The sequence below is a fragment of the Collinsella aerofaciens genome (assembly GCF_040915425.1).
GTDB lineage: Bacteria > Actinomycetota > Coriobacteriia > Coriobacteriales > Coriobacteriaceae > Collinsella > Collinsella aerofaciens_BW.
The window spans coordinates 1-15,963 of the sequence record NZ_JBCPDN010000051.1 but is presented as its reverse complement, the minus strand read 5'-3'; the positions used below and the strand labels follow the sequence as shown (position 1 = coordinate 15,963).

Sequence of the window (15,963 nt, the reverse complement as noted above, 5' to 3'; positions counted from 1 at the left end):
CATCGGTCGGGGTCACGCTGTAAGTGTTCTTGAAGATCGCAGCCGTGGCGTCCTTCAGGACATGCTCAGCCTTGAGCGTGCCATCGCCCTTGTCGGTAATGGTGGTCTCGATGGTGTACTTGGCGTCGCCGTACGTGATGCCCTTGCTGATGGTTCCGCCGTTGACCTCGCGCAGCGTGTAGGTGTGCTCGCCGGCCTCGGTGTACTTCACGGCGCTCATCGTGATGTTGCCCTCGGCGTCGTTCTTGCCGGTGGCGACGACCTTGTCGCCCTCGACGAGCTCGAAGGAGAACTCGCTGTCCATGAGATTGCGGCCAGTCAGGACCTTGTTCGCGGTGATCTGGTCGGTAACGCTCGTCTCGACAGGCGTCACGTTATAGGTATTGGTGAACGTAAATGCCACATCGCCGTCCGGCTTGCGGGATACGCTCAGATTGCCCTTGCCGTCATCAGTCACGGTGAAGGAAACCTTGCGCGACAGCTTGGCGTCGTTGGTCACGCCAGCCACTTCGCCGGACTCGGTCACGGTGTAGGTAAAGGTGTGCTCGCGCTTCTCGGGCTTCTCGCCCAGAGCCTTGTTAAGGTCGTCGAGCGTAAAGGCGATCTTGCCAAAGTCGACCTTGCCGTCAACGTCGTTGTGCACGCTCGTGCTCGCAGGCATAGGCGCGCCCTCTTCACCGGTCACGGTAAAGGTGAACTTGCCGGTGATATCAGCCGGGGTCAGAGCGTCGTCAACCTGCAGATTCTTGATACCCGCAAGCGATGCCTCGGTAGCATTCGTGGTGTAGGCGTTCTTGAACTCGATGCTCTTGACGTCCTTGGCGTCCTTCAGCTCGTGCGTGGCAACCAGCTGGCCCTTGCCGTTATCGGCGATGGTCGTCACGATGGTGTAGACCGCGTCATCGTAGTCAATACCGCCGGCGTTGCCCTTAACCTCATGCAGCTTGTAGGTGTGCTGGCCGATCTCGGTGTACTTGATGGCACTGAACGTCACCTTGCCGTCGGCGGCGTTCTTAACGGTCTCGACAGGCTTAACTTCCTTGTCAATGATTTCGAGCAGCTCAAAGCTGAACTCGTCGGCCGTAAGGTCACGCCCGGTCAGAGACTTGGTCACGGTAATCTGGTCGGTGACGCTGGACTCAACAGGATTCGTGGCGTAAACGTTCTTGAACTCGGTCTCGCCCGAGGTCACCTTCACGCCAGCGCTCAGCTCACCCTTCTTGTCGGGCGTTACCGTCACGGTGATCTCCGCGACGTTCTTGCTGTAGGCGATGCCGTCAATCGTGGTCCCGGCATGCTTTTCACTGACCTTGTAGACGTACGTGCCAGGTTCGGTGTATTCGATCGTGCCGAAGTCGATGGCAGCCTTGCCCTGGTCCAGGTCAGCCTTGCGCACGGTCGCAGTCCTAGCCGCAGGCATCGGGGCGCCGCTCTCGGATGTCAGGCCAAACTCAAACGCGTCAGCATTCGTCCAGTCGCGACCCTTGAGCACCTTGGTCAGGCCAAAGCTGGCCTTGGTGTTCACCATTGCCGGCGTCATGTCATACGCAAAGCTGATCTTGCCGTTGTTGCCCAGGTAGGAATTGACATGCGTCGCGGTCGCCTTGGCAGACACGTTGTTCCACTTGGGGCTGAGAACGTCGGTCGCGGTACCAGTGCTGTTGCCGCCCACGCTGCCCTTGGTAGTGTGGAGCTCATCGATAAAGGCCAAACGCGCGGTTCCCACGCTAAACGAAAGGTTGCCGTCCTCGTCGGCAACAAGAGCGCCGTCAAACTTCGCTGCGTCGCCGCCGACAAACTCGATGACAGCAGTGGCGGGCTTGGCCTCGCCGTTCGAGCCCCGCTCCTCAAACTCATCCTTGTAGTAATAGGTGCCAGTATCTGCCAGCGAATTCTTTGCAGGCTGCGTGCAGTCCTTATCCGCGTAAATGGGAGTCTGCTTCTGGAAGTAGTAGTAGCGGTTGGTGTCGGCCGGCTCAAAGGTCGCAACCGTATCACCCAGCGCACCACCGCTCCACTTGTTCGCGTAGAAGCTCACGGTCTTGGTGCCGTCAACGACAGTCGTATTATGCTCGATGTAGTTCTTGAGCCCTGCTGCCTTCTCGGGCGTAAACAGGTTGTCAAGTGCGGCGCTCTTCACGCTCGAGGCATACTTCACCTGAATGGGCTTAACGTTGTCGACCGAAAGCTTGCCGTCTACGGTCTTAAAGTGACTCAGCGGAATCAACGACGCAGGAATGTTAACCGTTACGATATCGCCCTTCCGGGGATTGTCATCGCCAGCACACTGCACGGTGATGAGCAGGTCTTTTGCCTTGCCGGAAAACTCGTAGGTGTCGGTATTGGTTTCTTTGTTGACCGTCTTGCTCGCCTTGGTAAACGACATGCCGTTGATGACGACTTCGGTAAATCCGTCGACCTGCATAAAGTCGCCCAGCTCGTCGGTAAACGTGATGTAGCCGGACTTGGTCTCGTCGTAGCCCTTATGGATTTCGGTCGGATAAGGCGGCTCCGATGTGATGGCCTGTGAGATGTCGTCGAAGACCTTCTTGAGCTCTTCAGCATTGGTCGCCGACTTGTAGTAGTCGGAATTTTCCGCACGCGTGCCAAGCTCGTCGCTCGCATACGACGTGGCATCGGGATAATTACTCGACACGGCGTGCATAAACTTGTTGACGTCGCTTGTCCCCTTTTTCGAGGGATCGGCAACAGGGTCCGCTCCACTAAAGATGCCGATGGTATAAACGGTGGCCTTGCCATCCTTCATCTTCTTGGCAGCCGTCACGGCAGCATTGGCGACGTCAGAATCAAACTCGCTGTAGCTCGTTGGCTTGCCGTCGGTAAAGAACACAACGATCTTCTTGGCATCTGCGCGACCAGAAGTGATATCCCCGGCCAGTTCCAGACCATAGTCGGCACGCGTAGCACCGCTTGGCTTGATTCCAGCAACTGTATCCTTAAGAGCTTTCACGTTGCCGCCGAAGCAATCGGTCAAACCCTTCATTACCTGCGAGTGGTTGTACTTGTATTGGCCTTGATAGTACGTGTCATTGCCGACCTTATCAGTCTTATCACCCGCAAACTTAACAATGGCAACCCTATGCTGCCTATCAACGCCCTCGATAGCCTCGTTTTGTTTGGCGATGGTATCGATAAAGCTGTTCGCAGCGCCCTTCAGTGCATCGATACGCTTGGTGCGATCTCCGCCACCCATAGGATCATCCATCGAGCCGGAGGCATCCAACACCATCACGATGTCGAGTGGCGTGGTGACCGTCACGGTCGAATTAGACGTTGAGGACATCACCGAAAGCGTAGTCACAAAATCTGACGCTTTGTTTTCTCCAGTTTCCTTAACCGTCTTGTCGGTCCAGATTCGACCGACGTTTTGGGTCGTCACCTTATTGCCACCATGGCCGGCTGCCCAGATTTCCCAGCGGCCGCTGGTATCGGGGTCGACGACCTTTCCGCTCATTGTCGGTCCGTCCATTCCGGTGCTGGACCTGGCGTTGGCCTCGGGCAGCATGGCAAATGCTGCAGCCGGCAACACCAGCACCACGGCCAGTATCACCGCCAAGAGACCCCTCGTGTACTTACCCATCGCGTCTCCCTTCTCGCAGACTCAGACCTTGCATCAGCCTAAAGTTACAGAATGAGACACAATTAGGGCAGGTGACACATGTTCCAGATTCGGTTTTGGGCGTGAGACAAATGTCTCACCAAAGTTGAGACACGGCGTTTTCGCAGGAAAATAGGTGCGACTCAAGATGGACGGGGCGAAAGGGCCCGTTTTCCTCCGTCCCCGGGGGATCAATTGGTGGCGCTCGCCACGAAACTGGCCCATCTACTACGTTTAGTCCGGTACCCCCGACCATAACCGCGTTTCATGAAAAACCGCAGACGCGCTACCTGCGGTTTTGTTTTTGCGTAATTCGCCATGGTTGAGGGTAGCGGCTTAAACGTAGTAGATGGGCCCATTTCGTGGCAGACGGGTCACGCGGCAGCCCTCGCAAGGCCAAAATGATCCGTTTTCCTCCGTCCTTGGGGAGATCAAGGGCTGTTACGAATATGGTGTCATTTCAAAACTATGCCGGTTTACTACGATAAAAACGAGATTCCCGACCACGCGTGACTTTTTCGCAAAAATGCAAGCCGTCTATCTGCGGTTTTTGTTTTGCCGAATGCGGTGTGGTTGGGGGTAGGCGACTTATCGTAGTAAACCGGCATAGTTTTGTTCGTGGCGGCCCAACCGCGCGTTTAAGCGCGGGGCCGGTGGGGCATTTTTGCCCCACCGGCCCCTATTCCAGCGCTATTCCGGCTTGGTTTCTACTGTGGGAGTCTTGTCCGCTGCGGCTGGGGTACGGGCGGTGTCCATAGTCAGGCAGTGCTTGGGGCAGCTCTCGATGCACTCACCGCACACCACGCAGGCATACGGGTCGATCGACCACGTTCCACCCTTGCGATCGACCGCGAGCGCGCCCGCCAGGCAGCGACGCGCGCATATGCCGCAGCAGATACACACGTCCATGTCGTTGACGATATGCCCGCGCAAGCGCTCGGGTGCCGCGAGCATCTCCTGTGGATAGCACACCGTTACCGGCTGCTTGACCATAGAGCCCAAGGCCGTCTTGGCAAATGTCAGCAAACTCATGCCGCGCCTACCTTTCCGTGCAGCTAATGCAGGGGTCGATGGTCAGGATAATCATGGGCACGTTGGCAATGAGCACGCCCTGCAGCGCATGCGTCAGACCCGCCAGGTTTTGCGACGTCGGCGTGCGCACGCGGAAGCGGTCCAGATTCTTGGTGCCGTTGCCGCGCACATAGTAATACGCCTCGCCGCGCGGCTGCTCAATCACAACCTCGCCGCGCGCGCCGTCGGCCGGCGTAAGCTTGGTGCGCCCGCCGATACCGTCGTGTGGGATCTTGTCCACAAGCTCCTTGATGATGTCCATGGCCTGCGTGACCTCGGCGCAACGCACCCGGCAGCGGGCATAGCAGTCGCCATCGCTAGCAACGATAGGCTCAAACGCAGCCAGGTCCGCATAGGCGCCGTCGCCAAACATGCGCACGTCGTAATCCACGCCCGAGGCGCGCCCGGACGGACCGACCATCGAAAGCTCCAGCGCGTCTTTCTTGCTGATCACGCCCACGCCATGCAGGCGCTCGCCGCAGCTGTTGTCGTCCAAAAACGTATGCACCAGGGCTTCGTAGTCGGGACGCATGGCATCGAGCGTCTGGACAATGCCCGCCAGCTCGGAGTCCTCGATATCGTGTTTAAGGCCGCCGATCTCGTTAATCGACAGAATCACACGCCCGCCGCACGTGCTCTCGAAGATCTTGAGAATCTGCTCGCGTAGGGTCCACGAACGATAGAACAGCGCCTCAAAGCCAAAGGCATCGGCGAGCAGGCCCAGCCACAGCAGGTGCGAGTGAATGCGCGAAAGCTCGTGCAGAATGGTGCGGATATACTGCACGCGGCCGGGCACCTCGATGTCGAGCATGCGCTCGCAGGCGCTGGCATAGCCGCAGCTGTGGCCCACGGCGCAGATGCCGCAGATGCGCTCGGCGATGTAGCCAAACTGGTGCATGTCGCGCTTTTCGGTAAGTTTCTCGAGCCCGCGGTGCACAAAGCCGATTTGCGGAATCGCCTCGATAACGCGGTCGTCCTCGATCACCAGGTCCAGATGAAGCGGCTCGGGCAGCACCGGGTGCTGCGGGCCAAACGGAATAACGGAGCGATGTGCCATGGACCTTACGCCTCCTTTTTCTGCTTGTCGCGGGCGGCCTTGGCGGCAAGCGCCGCGCGGACCTTGGCCGCTTTCTCGGGATCCATGGCGGCGAGCTTTGCCTCCATCTCGGCAGCCTTGAGCGCGGCCTTCGCAGCAGCTTCATCGTGCTGAGCATCGGAGCCGGCAGCCGCAGCGGGCTGAGCGACGACAGCGCCCACAGCATCGCCAGCGCCCGCGACGCCCTCCCCCGCAGCGGCCGTGGCAGCGGCGGCCTTTTCGGCCGCGGCCTTGCGCGCCTTGGCCTCGGCGGCGGCACGAACCTTCATGGCCTTCTCGCGCGCGGCCTTCACCTCGGGTGTGATAACGCTCATGGGCTCGGCAGTCGAAACCTGGTAGAAAAAGCCCTTAAAGTCGATCTGCATGTCAGTGATGACGAGACCAAACAGGTCGTGGGCCTCATTTTCAAACGGGAACACCGCAGGGTAATACGAGCTGATGGACGGAATCTCCTGGTACTGGTCGATGCCCTCAACCACCAGGTTCTCAATCGCATAGCTGCCGTCCTGAGCGATCCGCTCCTGAGCAGCACGAACGTCGATAAACGTATAGACCAGACGATACGATCCGTCGTCGACGTTGCGCTCGGCGTGCATTTGCACAAAGCGCGCGTCGACGCCCTTGAGCGCCTGGACATGCGACAGGAGCTCGTCAATCCCGACGGTGGTATAGATAGCCTTTTGCATTACTCGGCCTCCTTTGCAGCGACGGGCGCTGCGGGCTTCTCGGCAGGCGCGTCACCGGCAGCGTCAGTCCCGGCCCCCGCAGCCACAAACCCGTCCTCGCCCAGCTCAACGCCGCCATCCCAGGTAGCAGCGCCGCCCACGGTAAGCGGATCGCCGCCAGCACGCATCACGGCCTCCTTCTGATCCAGGATGCCGCACGCCTCCACAATGGCATCGATCACGGTCTCGGGGCGAATGGCGCACCCGGGCGCGTACACGTCCACGGGAATCGCGCGGTCCACGCCACCGATCACGTTGTAGGCGTCGCGGAACACGCCACCCGAACACGCGCAGATACCGCACGCCACCACGCACTTGGGCTCGAGCATCTGGTTGTAGATCTGGCGCACGACAGGCAGGTTCTGGGCATTGACCGACCCCGTCACCAAAAAGATATCCGCATGCTTGGGGTTGCCGGTGTTGACCACGCCAAAGCGCTCCGCATCGAACAGCGGCGTGAGCGAGGCCAGCACCTCGATATCGCATCCGTTGCAGCTCGAGCCGTCGTAATGAATAACCCACGGCGAGCGCGACATTTTATGATCCATGGATGCCGCCTCCTAAATAAATACGTCGACGAGGATGGGCATAAGGTTGAGCAGGCCAAACACCAGCGCCACGCCCCATCCGAGCTTAAAGCAGCTGCGCCAGGTGCTGCGGGCAAAGGTGTTGTCGATCAGCACCTCGACAAAATACGTCGCAGCCATCACGACCAGGGCTACGACCCAGCTCACCGGGTTGTCCCAAACAAAGAACATGCCCACCCACATCAAAAACAGCACGGTCTCGCACCAGTGCATAAGGGTCATCTTGGCCAGCGTGCCGCCGCTCATCTCGGTGGCGACGCCCTGGACGATCTCCTGATGCGCGTGATGTGAGTACGAAAGGTCAAACGGCGACTTGCGCAGCTTGATGGTGAGCACCGCGAGCAGCGCGAGGAAAATGGGCGCGCTGTACACGATGATGGGGGCCGACTGCCCCGTCACGGCGATGGAATCGAAGCTATCGGTGGCAAGGTACAAGCCCACGCTCATCAGCAGAACGGCGGGCTCGTAGCTCATAACCTGCAGCAACTCACGATCGGCGCCGACCTGGGCAAACGGGCTTTGCGTCGAGGCGGACGCCAGCACCACAAAGATCGCGGCGAGCGTCACCATAAAGGCGCACAGCAGCGTGTTGGAGCCCGACACAAAGATGCCGCCGCCCACCACGGTAAAGATGAGCGCACACGCCATGTAGGTATCGTCCATGGTGTTTACGCTGGCGGGGGCCTTGCGCAGCAGCTTGGCAACGTCGTAGAAGGGCTGCAGCAAGCGCGGGCCCACGCGGCCCTGCATGCGAGCCGAAAGCTTACGGTCAAGACCGTCAATCAGGCCGCCCACAAGCGGCGCCAGCAAGGCAAACGCCACGGTACCAATAAATATGCCCACGACGCCCGAGCCTTCGAAATACTTGCCGCGCAGCACCGAGGGCGCGCTCATGGCAAGTCTCTCGGGCCCAATCCACGCGCAACACAGCAGCGCAAACAAGATAATGCTGCAGCACACGACGCTACCCGCGGGGCCAATACGCTTCTCGCCAAGGGCGTCCTCCGAGTACCAATTGCGCTTTTCGGCCTTCACCTCGCGTCCCATCGAGCCGCGGAAATGGCGGTAATTGTCGGTTCCCACACCCGAAAGATATACGTTTACGTGCGGTTTGTCGCTCACGCGGAATGAAGTCAGCAGCACCACGGCGATAAACGCCACGATAACCACCATCAGATACATGGCGTCCTTGCCAATAACGTACGGCACGCGGCCAAACACCATGGCCAAGTAAGGCGACACCAGACCGCTCGAGATAACCGGGAACGCCACGCAGCACAGAATCAGCAACGCGGCGATGGTGTTGAGGGCCATCCATTCGGTCTTATGGACATTGACCTCAACGTTTTGAGCCGTGGGGTCGACGCCCGAAAGCTTGGCCAGCCACTTACCCCAGAAGAAGAACGTCGCGGCCGAGCCAAAGGCCAGCACCATGATCATGAGCACGTTGCCAGTCTGCGCAAACGCCACCAGGGCACCCCACTTGGACACGAGCATGCCAAACGGCGCCACAAACATGCCCATGATGCCCAGCATCATCAGGCGTGTCAGGTGCGGCATGCGGCTGAACATACCGTCCATGTCCTCGATATCGCGGCTGCCGATATGATGCTCGGCCGTGCCCACGCACAGGAACAGCAGCGACTTGGCCACCGTGTGGAACAGGATCAGGAAGATGGCCGCCCATACGGCCTCGGGTGCGCCGACACCCAAGCAGGCACTGATGAGGCCCAAGTTGGAAATGGTGGAGTACGCGAGCACGCGTTTGGCGTTGCTCTGCGAGATGGCCATGAGGGCAGCGAGCAAAAACGTGATGGCACCCACACTCGTGACCATAAAGCCGGTCACAGGATAGATGGCATAGAGCGGGCTCAGCTTGACCATCAGGAACACGCCGGCTTTGACCATGGTTGACGAGTGCAGCAGGGCGCTCGTGGGCGTGGGGGCAACCATGGCACCCAGCAGCCAAGTGTGGAACGGCATCTGTGCGGCCTTGGTAAGGGCGGCGAGCGACAGCAGAACGACCGGCATCACCAGCAGCGCGGACTGCGCGGTTCCGGCGCCGGAAAGCTCGATCATGCCCGAGATGGTCAGCGGCATGCCATTGACGTGCAGAAACATAAGGCCCGCCAAAAACGCGATGCCGCCCAGCATGTTGAGGATGATCTGGGTGAAGGCGTTTTTGATGGCCTCGGGCGTGCGCGTGTAGCCAATCATAAGGAACGAGCACACGGTGGTGATTTCCCAGCCGCAGAACAGCCACTCAAGGTTGTCGCTCGTCACGATGACGAACATGGCCGAGAGGAACAGGAACATGAGCGCCAGGAACTGCGGGCGACGGTCGGGCGCGGTCTGCCCGCGCAGTGCGGCCTCGTGCTCGTCGTGGGCCTGGAAGTCCTTCATGTATCCCAAGGCATACACGCAGATTAGGCTGCCGACAATGCCGACGGCGAGGACCATGATCACGCTCATGTAGTCCAGGTAGAGCGGCGTTGCGGTGACGGCTTCGGCCGCGGGCAGCGTCATGGCCGCAAAGGCGACCGAGCCCACCAGCTGCACCACGCCGAGCACACCGGTGAGCGCGTTCCTATATTTGAACGCGTTGTACAGGATGACGGCGCACAGGATGACGTCGATGACGGAGCTGATGATCGAGAGCACATGCGAGGTGTCGGGGGCAACCTCAAAGCTCTGCGGACCCGTACCAAAAAACATGACGGCGACTACAACTGTCACCGCCATAATAATGCCGGAGCCTATGAGCCCCACCGCATCGCGGGCGCGGTCACCACGCGCGAGCAGCATGCCCAGCGCCGGTACCAGCGGAAATAGGGTAAGGAAATACAGTAGCGTCATACCATCACTCCCCCATGCAAAAACGCTGCAATTGTTTAACGTTATAGCTCAATTACGGGGTTGCGGTGGCAGGTTTTCGGTCAACTGGGGAGTTTTAGGCGTACGAGGCAAGGGCACGTCCGCTTTGGAGCAGAGAGGCGACGCTCCCCTATCGCAGCGACAGGCGCGCGGGTCACTGTGCGCGGTTTATTGGCCACTTTGGAGGATGTCCCGACAGGCTCGCGCCGGTCCAAAAAGTTGGCGCGGCAAGAAAAATGCGCCCTTGTGGGCGCACCATCCCGTTTGCTATTCCGTCTTTTTAACGCGCGGCTTGCGACCGCGCGGCTTATCGACCAGTGCGGACTCACCGCTCTCGCGGTACTGACGGCACCAAGCCTTGACCGAAGACTCGCTGGGAATCTTGTGCTTAATCATGGCCTCGCGAACCGTTAAGCCGTTTTCCAAGCGGTCCTTGACCACGGCGAGCTTAACTTCGTACGAATAGGTGTGATGATGCGAACCGGCATTGAGAACGGCGTCGGCACCGCCCACGGCATACGCGCGGGCCCACTGACGAGCCGTGGCCTGGGGAATGCCAAGCTCCGCGGCGAGGGCGCGATGACCGACCCCCTCTTGGAGGATCTCGACGGCGCGCTGCCTAACCTCAGGCGCATGCGTGCGAGTCCTAGTTGCTTCCGACATACCTGCCACTTCTTAGCCTTAACCGTTAATCTGCTTTCTTACGTGCAAGTTAGATAGTAGCATTTTACTGTTTGCTCAAAGCAGTTAATTAAAATAGGCGCGGCGTTATCTGGGCATTTGGCACCAAATTACGACATTTCTTTATCGATTATTTACGCTGGTAGCCGACTCGCAGCTAATAGTCATTCGCTTGTCAACAAAATTGGCATCTCTTTATGTCCTTTGGTATAGAGGATATAGTTATTAACCCCTCCCCCAATAATTTTGAGTGATCTGCGAGGCAGTAGACGTCCTCACTCCTCATGATTACCGCGCATTGCCATCCACCGGAGCAAAACAAAAAGGGCGGGACCTGCTGCGCTTGCAGGCCCCGCACCGGTTGACACCCGACGGGACACAGCCGGGCGAGACGGATCCGTGCTACCGCCCCGCCTGGCCGCGATGTTCAACTACAGCTCGTTGGCCGCGTGATACGCCGTGCGAATGGCGCTCGCGATGTCGGCGGTGCGCTCACCCGAGCAGTCGCCCACGCAGGTCACGGGCACCGTCACGCCGTCCAGATCAAACGCGTTGGCCTTGGAGCCCACGGCCATCACCACGTAATCGCAGGCGATCTTCACCGGCTCCTCGGCGCCGTCCTCGGTGGTGCGAATGGCCTCCACGCCCTCGTCGGTAATGGCGGTCAGACGGGTCTTCACGTGCTGCTCCACGTTGTGCTCGGCAAAGTCGCTCATAATCAGCGGCAGAATGGTCTCGGACTCGCCCGCGGCAATCTTGTCGAGCATCTCCACGATCGCCACCTCGCAGCCGTGCTGCAGCAGATACTCGGCAGTCTCGGTGCCCACCAGGCCACCGCCAATGACGGCGACGCGGCCGCTGAGCTCCACCTTGCCGGCCAGCACGTCCCAGCTCGAGACGACCTTCTCCGAGTCGGCACCCGGAACGGAGATGATCACGTCGTGTGCGCCCACAGCCACAATCGCGGCGTCGGCGGCGTTGAGGTCCGCGGGGCTAGTGACGTGGTTGAGCTCAACCTTCACGCCCAGGCCAGGCAGAATCTTCTCGTAGTACTCGACCGAGCGCATGATCTCATCCTTACGCGGAGGCGCAGCCGCCAGCACAATCTGGCCGCCCAAGTGATCGCTCGCCTCGTAGATGGTCACGTCGTAGCCGCGCTTGGCCGCCACGCGTGCGGCCTCCAGGCCGGCAATACCGCCGCCCACCACGGCGATCTTCTTGTCGCCCTCGCCCGGCTTGATGGCGATGGTCGCCTCGTCACCGTTCTCGGCGTTGAGCACGCACGAGATGTACTTGCGGTTTTGGATCGCGTCGACGCAACCCTTGTTGCAGTTGAGGCACTCGCGGATGGGCTCGCCCGTGGCGGCCTTCAGCGCAATGTCGGGGTCGCACATGAGCGAGCGGCCGTAGGCGATGATGTCGGCGGCGCCGTCTTCCAGAATCTTCTCGCCGGCCTCGACCGAGACCACGCGGCCGACGGTTGCCACCGGCACGGAGACCAGGGCCTTGACGCGCTCGGCCACGGGCAGCGTCCAGTTGTAGGGCATGGCACCCATGGGCGGAATGGTGTCGCCCATGTTGCCGGTGTGGTTGGCCTGCGCGACCTGGATCATATCGATGCCCGCGCCCTCGAGCAGCTTGGCGAACTCGCAGGCCTCGTCGGGCTGCAGGCCGCCCTTGCCGCGCGGCGTGCCGTCGGGGTTCTCCATGATCACGGGGAGCTTGTACTCCACCATCAGCTGCGGCGCGGCTTCCTTAATGGCAGCGACGACCTCGAGCGCATAGCGGACGCGGTTCTCGAACGAGCCACCGTACTCGTCGGTGCGCTGGTTGAGGATGGCCGAGCACAGCGAACCCACCAGACGATCGCCGTGGACCTCGATGGCGTCGATGCCGGCCTGCTGCGCACGGGCGGCCGAGGCAGCGATGGCCTCCTTGATCTGGGTGAGTTGCTCTACGCTCGCCTCGTTCACAAAGTGCTGCATGTCGTGATGCAGCTTGGCGTAGGCCTGGTTGCGGATCTCGTTGGACTCGGCCATCTTGGCGGCAAAGGTCTCCTCGTCGCCGGCGGCCTTGGCCTCCTGCGCGGCCTTGGCGGCAGCCATGGAGCCCATGACCATGCGGCCGACACCGGGCACATCGTACTCGGGGTGGAACAGCTGCAGCGCGACCTTGGCGCCGTGCTTGTGGACGGCATCGGCCAGCGCCTTAAACGTGGGGATCTGGGCGTCGGTTGCCAGCTTGGGCGTGGGGCTTGCGGTCATGACGGGAGCGACGTCGCCGATGACGATGTAGCTCACGCCGCCACGGGCCAAGCGCTCGTAAAAAGCCAGGCTGCGCTCGCCGATGGAACCGTCACGCTCCTCGTAGCCGGTGGTCAGCGGCGGAAACATAATGCGGTTCTTGAGCTCAAGGGGGCCAACCGTAATGGGCTGGAGCAGCTTGGATGCAGGTGTGGTCATGGACATTCCTCTCTTGTAGGCGCGGCGGCGATGATGCCGCGTAGTTATCTAGAGGATATGGCATGGGAGCACGGCGGCACAACGGAAATCGGCGAATATCAGGTGGCGGCAGGTGGATGGGGCGAGGCGGCTCGTCGGTTTGTCTCAATCTGTAACAGTTACGCGACAAAACCGGGTCTTACTGTTACAGATCGAGACAAACCAAACCCGCCTGCTAAAAAATCTCAATCTATAACAACAACTCGGCAAAATCCGTCTCTCGTGTTACAGATTTAGACAAACGAAGACCGTCCTGCCGAAACATCTCGATCTGTAACACTTAGCCGCCCAAATCGGGTCTAGATGTTACAGATCGAGATTTTGTTTAAGAAGCCGAGAATTGGACCGAAAACACAGTCCCGCGATAACAAAAAAGCTCGCCGGCTAGGCCGACGAGCTGCAAGTTCTTGGTCGCGGGGGCAGGATTTGAACCTACGACCTCCGGGTTATGAGCCCGGCGAGCTACCAGACTGCTCCACCCCGCAATGTCTGGGCGCCTCATGTGCGCAAGAAAGAATATTACGCGGGAGTTCGGTAAACGGCAAGGAAAATCTCGTAGAGCATAATTCCTTCATATTTAAACCCCTCGGTCCATATCACCGTAAACGAATCGCAGCCGAGCGCCGTCGGCGGCGCGTATACAATGGTGCGCGTCCTTTTACGCCGACACCTGGAGTAGACATGCTGCTCGCTATCGATATGGGAAACACGCAGACGGCCATGGGCCTGTTTGACGGAGACGAGCTGGTGCAGTCGTGGCGCATGCCCACCGACCGCTCCTATACCGCCGACGAGATTCACGTGCGCCTGATGGGCTTCTTTAAGATGTACGACCTCTCGCTCGGCGCGGTCGACGCGATCGCCTTTGCCGGCGTGGTGCCGCAGCTCTCGCGCGAGTGGCACGCCGTGGCCGACCGCATCGCGGCAGACGCCATCGTCATTGGGCCGCAGACGGCCGCGGTGACCAAGCTGCGCGCGGCGCGCCCCCAGGCCGTTGGTGCCGACCGCATCGCCAACGCCGTTGCGGCCGAGACTTTCTACGGCGCGCCGGCAATCGTGGTGGACTTTGGCACCGCGACCAATATCGACGTCATCGATGAGGACGGTTATTACATTGGCGGAGCGATCGCGCCGGGCATCCGCATCTCCATGGACGCGCTTGCCGCCCGTGCCGCCAAGCTCGCCAGCGTGCCGCTCGAGGCGCCCGAGCACGCCATCGGCCGCGATACCGAGGAGTGCATCAAGGTCGGCGCCGTAACGGGCGCCGCCGCCATGGCTGAGGGCCTGGTCGCGCGCATGAAGCGCGAGCTGGGCCGCGAGGATGCCACCGTTATCGCCACGGGCGGTCTCGCCAGCATCGTCGCCGATTCGACCGATGCCTTCGACGTGGTCGACGGACAGCTCACCATCAAGGGTATCTGCGAAATCTACCGCCGCATGCAGGAGCTGGGATAGGACAGGGGCTTAAGTCGAGCACGAGCGCGAGCGGCGAACTAGGCAACGCATCGGCCCTATTCCTCAAAATCGAAAGATTTTCAGTTTTGAGGAATAGGGCTTTCCGCTACGCCTCGCCGCACAGCCACCTCGCCAGGTCCACGATCTGCACCCCATTGCGGTCCGTGGCCTCGTGATGCGTGCGGGCGAGAATCATCTTGGGGTACGCGTCGCCAATGCTCAGCAGTGGTGAAATCTCGCGTTCAAATGTCTTATCCGAGCTGATGTCGTCGCTCACCTGAATGTAGAGCTTCTCGCTTCGCTTGATTGCTACAAAGTCTATTTCCTTTTTATAGAGCACGCCGACGTATACCTCGTATCCGCGGCGCAGCAGCTCGATTGCCACCATGTTCTCGTATACGCGTCCCCAATCCATATCACGTGTACCGAGCAGCGCGTATTTGAACGCGTGGTCTGCCAGGTAATACTTCTCGCCGCTCTTAAGGTATTTTTTGCCGCGGATGTCGTACCGACGAACTTTATAGAAGGCAAACGCATCGCACAGGCACCCCATGTACGTGCCGACCGTCTTGTTCGTTATCTTTAGCCCATCCGCGTTCAAAATATCCGTAATGTTACGTGCCGACGTTATGTTGGATACGTTGTCCATCATGTAATCGGCAATGCGCAGCAGCGCCGATTCGTTTCTCACGTTATGCCGCTGCACGATATCTCTCACGATGAGCGTTTTGAAGACATTGGAGAGATATTGATAACGCTGCTCCTGCAGTGGATAAGGGTAGGAGCCGGACATACCGCCGGTTCTCGCGTACTCATCGAAGTCGCGGTCGACCTCGCCCTCGTCGCCATAGAGTCGATACTCCTCAAACGAGAATGGGAAAACCTCGATCTCAAACGTACGCCCCGTAAAGAGCGTCGACAGATCGCTCGACAGCAAAAAGGCATTCGATCCGGTAATGAATATGTCGTACTGCTCGGATGCGTGGAGGCTGTTGATCGCACGCTCAAAACCGTCGCACATCTGAACTTCATCGATAAGCAGAAAGTTTTGTTTGCCGGACACTCGATGCTCTTTTACATAGGCGAGCAGCGCGTGATACTCGAGCAGATTCTCGAACTCATCGAGGTTGTAGTTGATATGGATGACATTCGAATTGGACAGATTTGCCTCCACGTAATCGCGGAGGGCCTCGAGCAATTTTGATTTACCGCTACGACGGATGCCCGTGATGACCTTGATGTCCGGCACGCCAATAAGGCTCGTCAACGTGTCCATATAGGCTTATAGGACAAAATGTGTGTCCACGTTGGGGGCATCGGCGCAGGTCGATGCCCCTTTTTCAGCCGTTTAAAT

At 59.6% G+C, this 15,963-nt stretch carries 10 protein-coding genes and 1 tRNA gene; 1 reads left to right on the top strand and 10 read right to left on the bottom strand.

Features of this window, described 5'->3' with window-relative positions; all coding sequences use genetic code 11:
• The 9 genes from AB5164_RS07690 to AB5164_RS07650 form a co-directional block, all read right to left on the bottom strand.
• A partial coding sequence (locus AB5164_RS07690; RefSeq protein ID WP_368147944.1) for a Spy0128 family protein occupies positions 1 to 3,601 on the bottom strand: 3,601 nt, incomplete at its 3' end.
• 708 nt (positions 3,602 to 4,309) lie between these two features.
• Positions 4,310 to 4,651, bottom strand: a complete 342-nt coding sequence (locus AB5164_RS07685) for a 4Fe-4S binding protein (RefSeq protein WP_368142631.1) — start codon at positions 4,649 to 4,651, stop codon at positions 4,310 to 4,312.
• Positions 4,652 to 4,658: 7 nt separating this feature from the next.
• Positions 4,659 to 5,747 carry a hydrogenase large subunit gene (locus tag AB5164_RS07680; RefSeq protein WP_368142632.1) on the bottom strand — a complete coding sequence of 363 codons (1,089 nt, stop codon included), beginning with the start codon at positions 5,745 to 5,747 and terminating at the stop codon, positions 4,659 to 4,661.
• A gap of 5 nt (positions 5,748 to 5,752) precedes the next feature.
• Complete coding sequence (locus tag AB5164_RS07675) at positions 5,753 to 6,472, bottom strand: NADH-quinone oxidoreductase subunit C (RefSeq protein WP_368142633.1); 720 nt, start codon at positions 6,470 to 6,472, stop codon at positions 5,753 to 5,755.
• Complete coding sequence (locus tag AB5164_RS07670; RefSeq protein ID WP_368142634.1) at positions 6,472 to 7,059, bottom strand: NADH-quinone oxidoreductase subunit B family protein; 588 nt, start codon at positions 7,057 to 7,059, stop codon at positions 6,472 to 6,474. The genes AB5164_RS07675 and AB5164_RS07670 overlap by 1 nt, the downstream gene beginning before the upstream one ends.
• A gap of 12 nt (positions 7,060 to 7,071) precedes the next feature.
• The gene (locus AB5164_RS07665) at positions 7,072 to 9,954 is read right to left on the bottom strand and encodes a proton-conducting transporter transmembrane domain-containing protein (protein ID WP_368142635.1); all 2,883 of its coding nucleotides are present in this window, start codon (positions 9,952 to 9,954) and stop codon (positions 7,072 to 7,074) included.
• Positions 9,955 to 10,239: 285 nt separating this feature from the next.
• Positions 10,240 to 10,635, bottom strand: coding sequence for a helix-turn-helix domain-containing protein (locus tag AB5164_RS07660; RefSeq protein ID WP_368142636.1), 396 nt, complete (start codon positions 10,633 to 10,635; stop codon positions 10,240 to 10,242).
• Positions 10,636 to 11,084: 449 nt separating this feature from the next.
• On the bottom strand, positions 11,085 to 13,115 hold the full coding sequence (gene bilR, locus AB5164_RS07655; protein ID WP_368142637.1) for a bilirubin reductase, long form: 2,031 nt from the start codon (positions 13,113 to 13,115) through the stop codon (positions 11,085 to 11,087).
• 447 nt (positions 13,116 to 13,562) lie between these two features.
• A tRNA-Met gene (locus tag AB5164_RS07650) sits at positions 13,563 to 13,639 on the bottom strand.
• A gap of 196 nt (positions 13,640 to 13,835) precedes the next feature.
• On the opposite strand from AB5164_RS07650, the gene AB5164_RS07645 reads away from it, so the two are divergent.
• Positions 13,836 to 14,609 (top strand): type III pantothenate kinase, encoded by a 774-nt coding sequence (locus AB5164_RS07645; protein ID WP_368142638.1) that lies wholly within the window; start codon positions 13,836 to 13,838, stop codon positions 14,607 to 14,609.
• Between the two features lie 106 nt (positions 14,610 to 14,715).
• Here AB5164_RS07645 and AB5164_RS07640 read toward each other — a convergent pair whose 3' ends face one another.
• Positions 14,716 to 15,885 carry an ATP-binding protein gene (locus AB5164_RS07640; RefSeq protein WP_368142639.1) on the bottom strand — a complete coding sequence of 390 codons (1,170 nt, stop codon included), beginning with the start codon at positions 15,883 to 15,885 and terminating at the stop codon, positions 14,716 to 14,718.
• Positions 15,886 to 15,963 lie beyond the last annotated feature (78 nt).

Coding starts and splice junctions, on each gene's coding strand:
- AB5164_RS07675 (WP_368142633.1), bottom strand. CDS start 6,472: ATGCAAAAGGCTATCTATACCACCGTCGGGATTGACGAGCTCCTGTCG.
- AB5164_RS07670 (WP_368142634.1), bottom strand. CDS start 7,059: ATGGATCATAAAATGTCGCGCTCGCCGTGGGTTATTCATTACGACGGC.
- AB5164_RS07680 (WP_368142632.1), bottom strand. CDS start 5,747: ATGGCACATCGCTCCGTTATTCCGTTTGGCCCGCAGCACCCGGTGCTG.
- bilR (WP_368142637.1), bottom strand. CDS start 13,115: ATGACCACACCTGCATCCAAGCTGCTCCAGCCCATTACGGTTGGCCCC.
- AB5164_RS07640 (WP_368142639.1), bottom strand. CDS start 15,885: ATGGACACGTTGACGAGCCTTATTGGCGTGCCGGACATCAAGGTCATC.
- AB5164_RS07685 (WP_368142631.1), bottom strand. CDS start 4,651: ATGAGTTTGCTGACATTTGCCAAGACGGCCTTGGGCTCTATGGTCAAG.
- AB5164_RS07660 (WP_368142636.1), bottom strand. CDS start 10,635: ATGTCGGAAGCAACTAGGACTCGCACGCATGCGCCTGAGGTTAGGCAG.
- AB5164_RS07665 (WP_368142635.1), bottom strand. CDS start 9,954: ATGACGCTACTGTATTTCCTTACCCTATTTCCGCTGGTACCGGCGCTG.
- AB5164_RS07645 (WP_368142638.1), top strand. CDS start 13,836: ATGCTGCTCGCTATCGATATGGGAAACACGCAGACGGCCATGGGCCTG.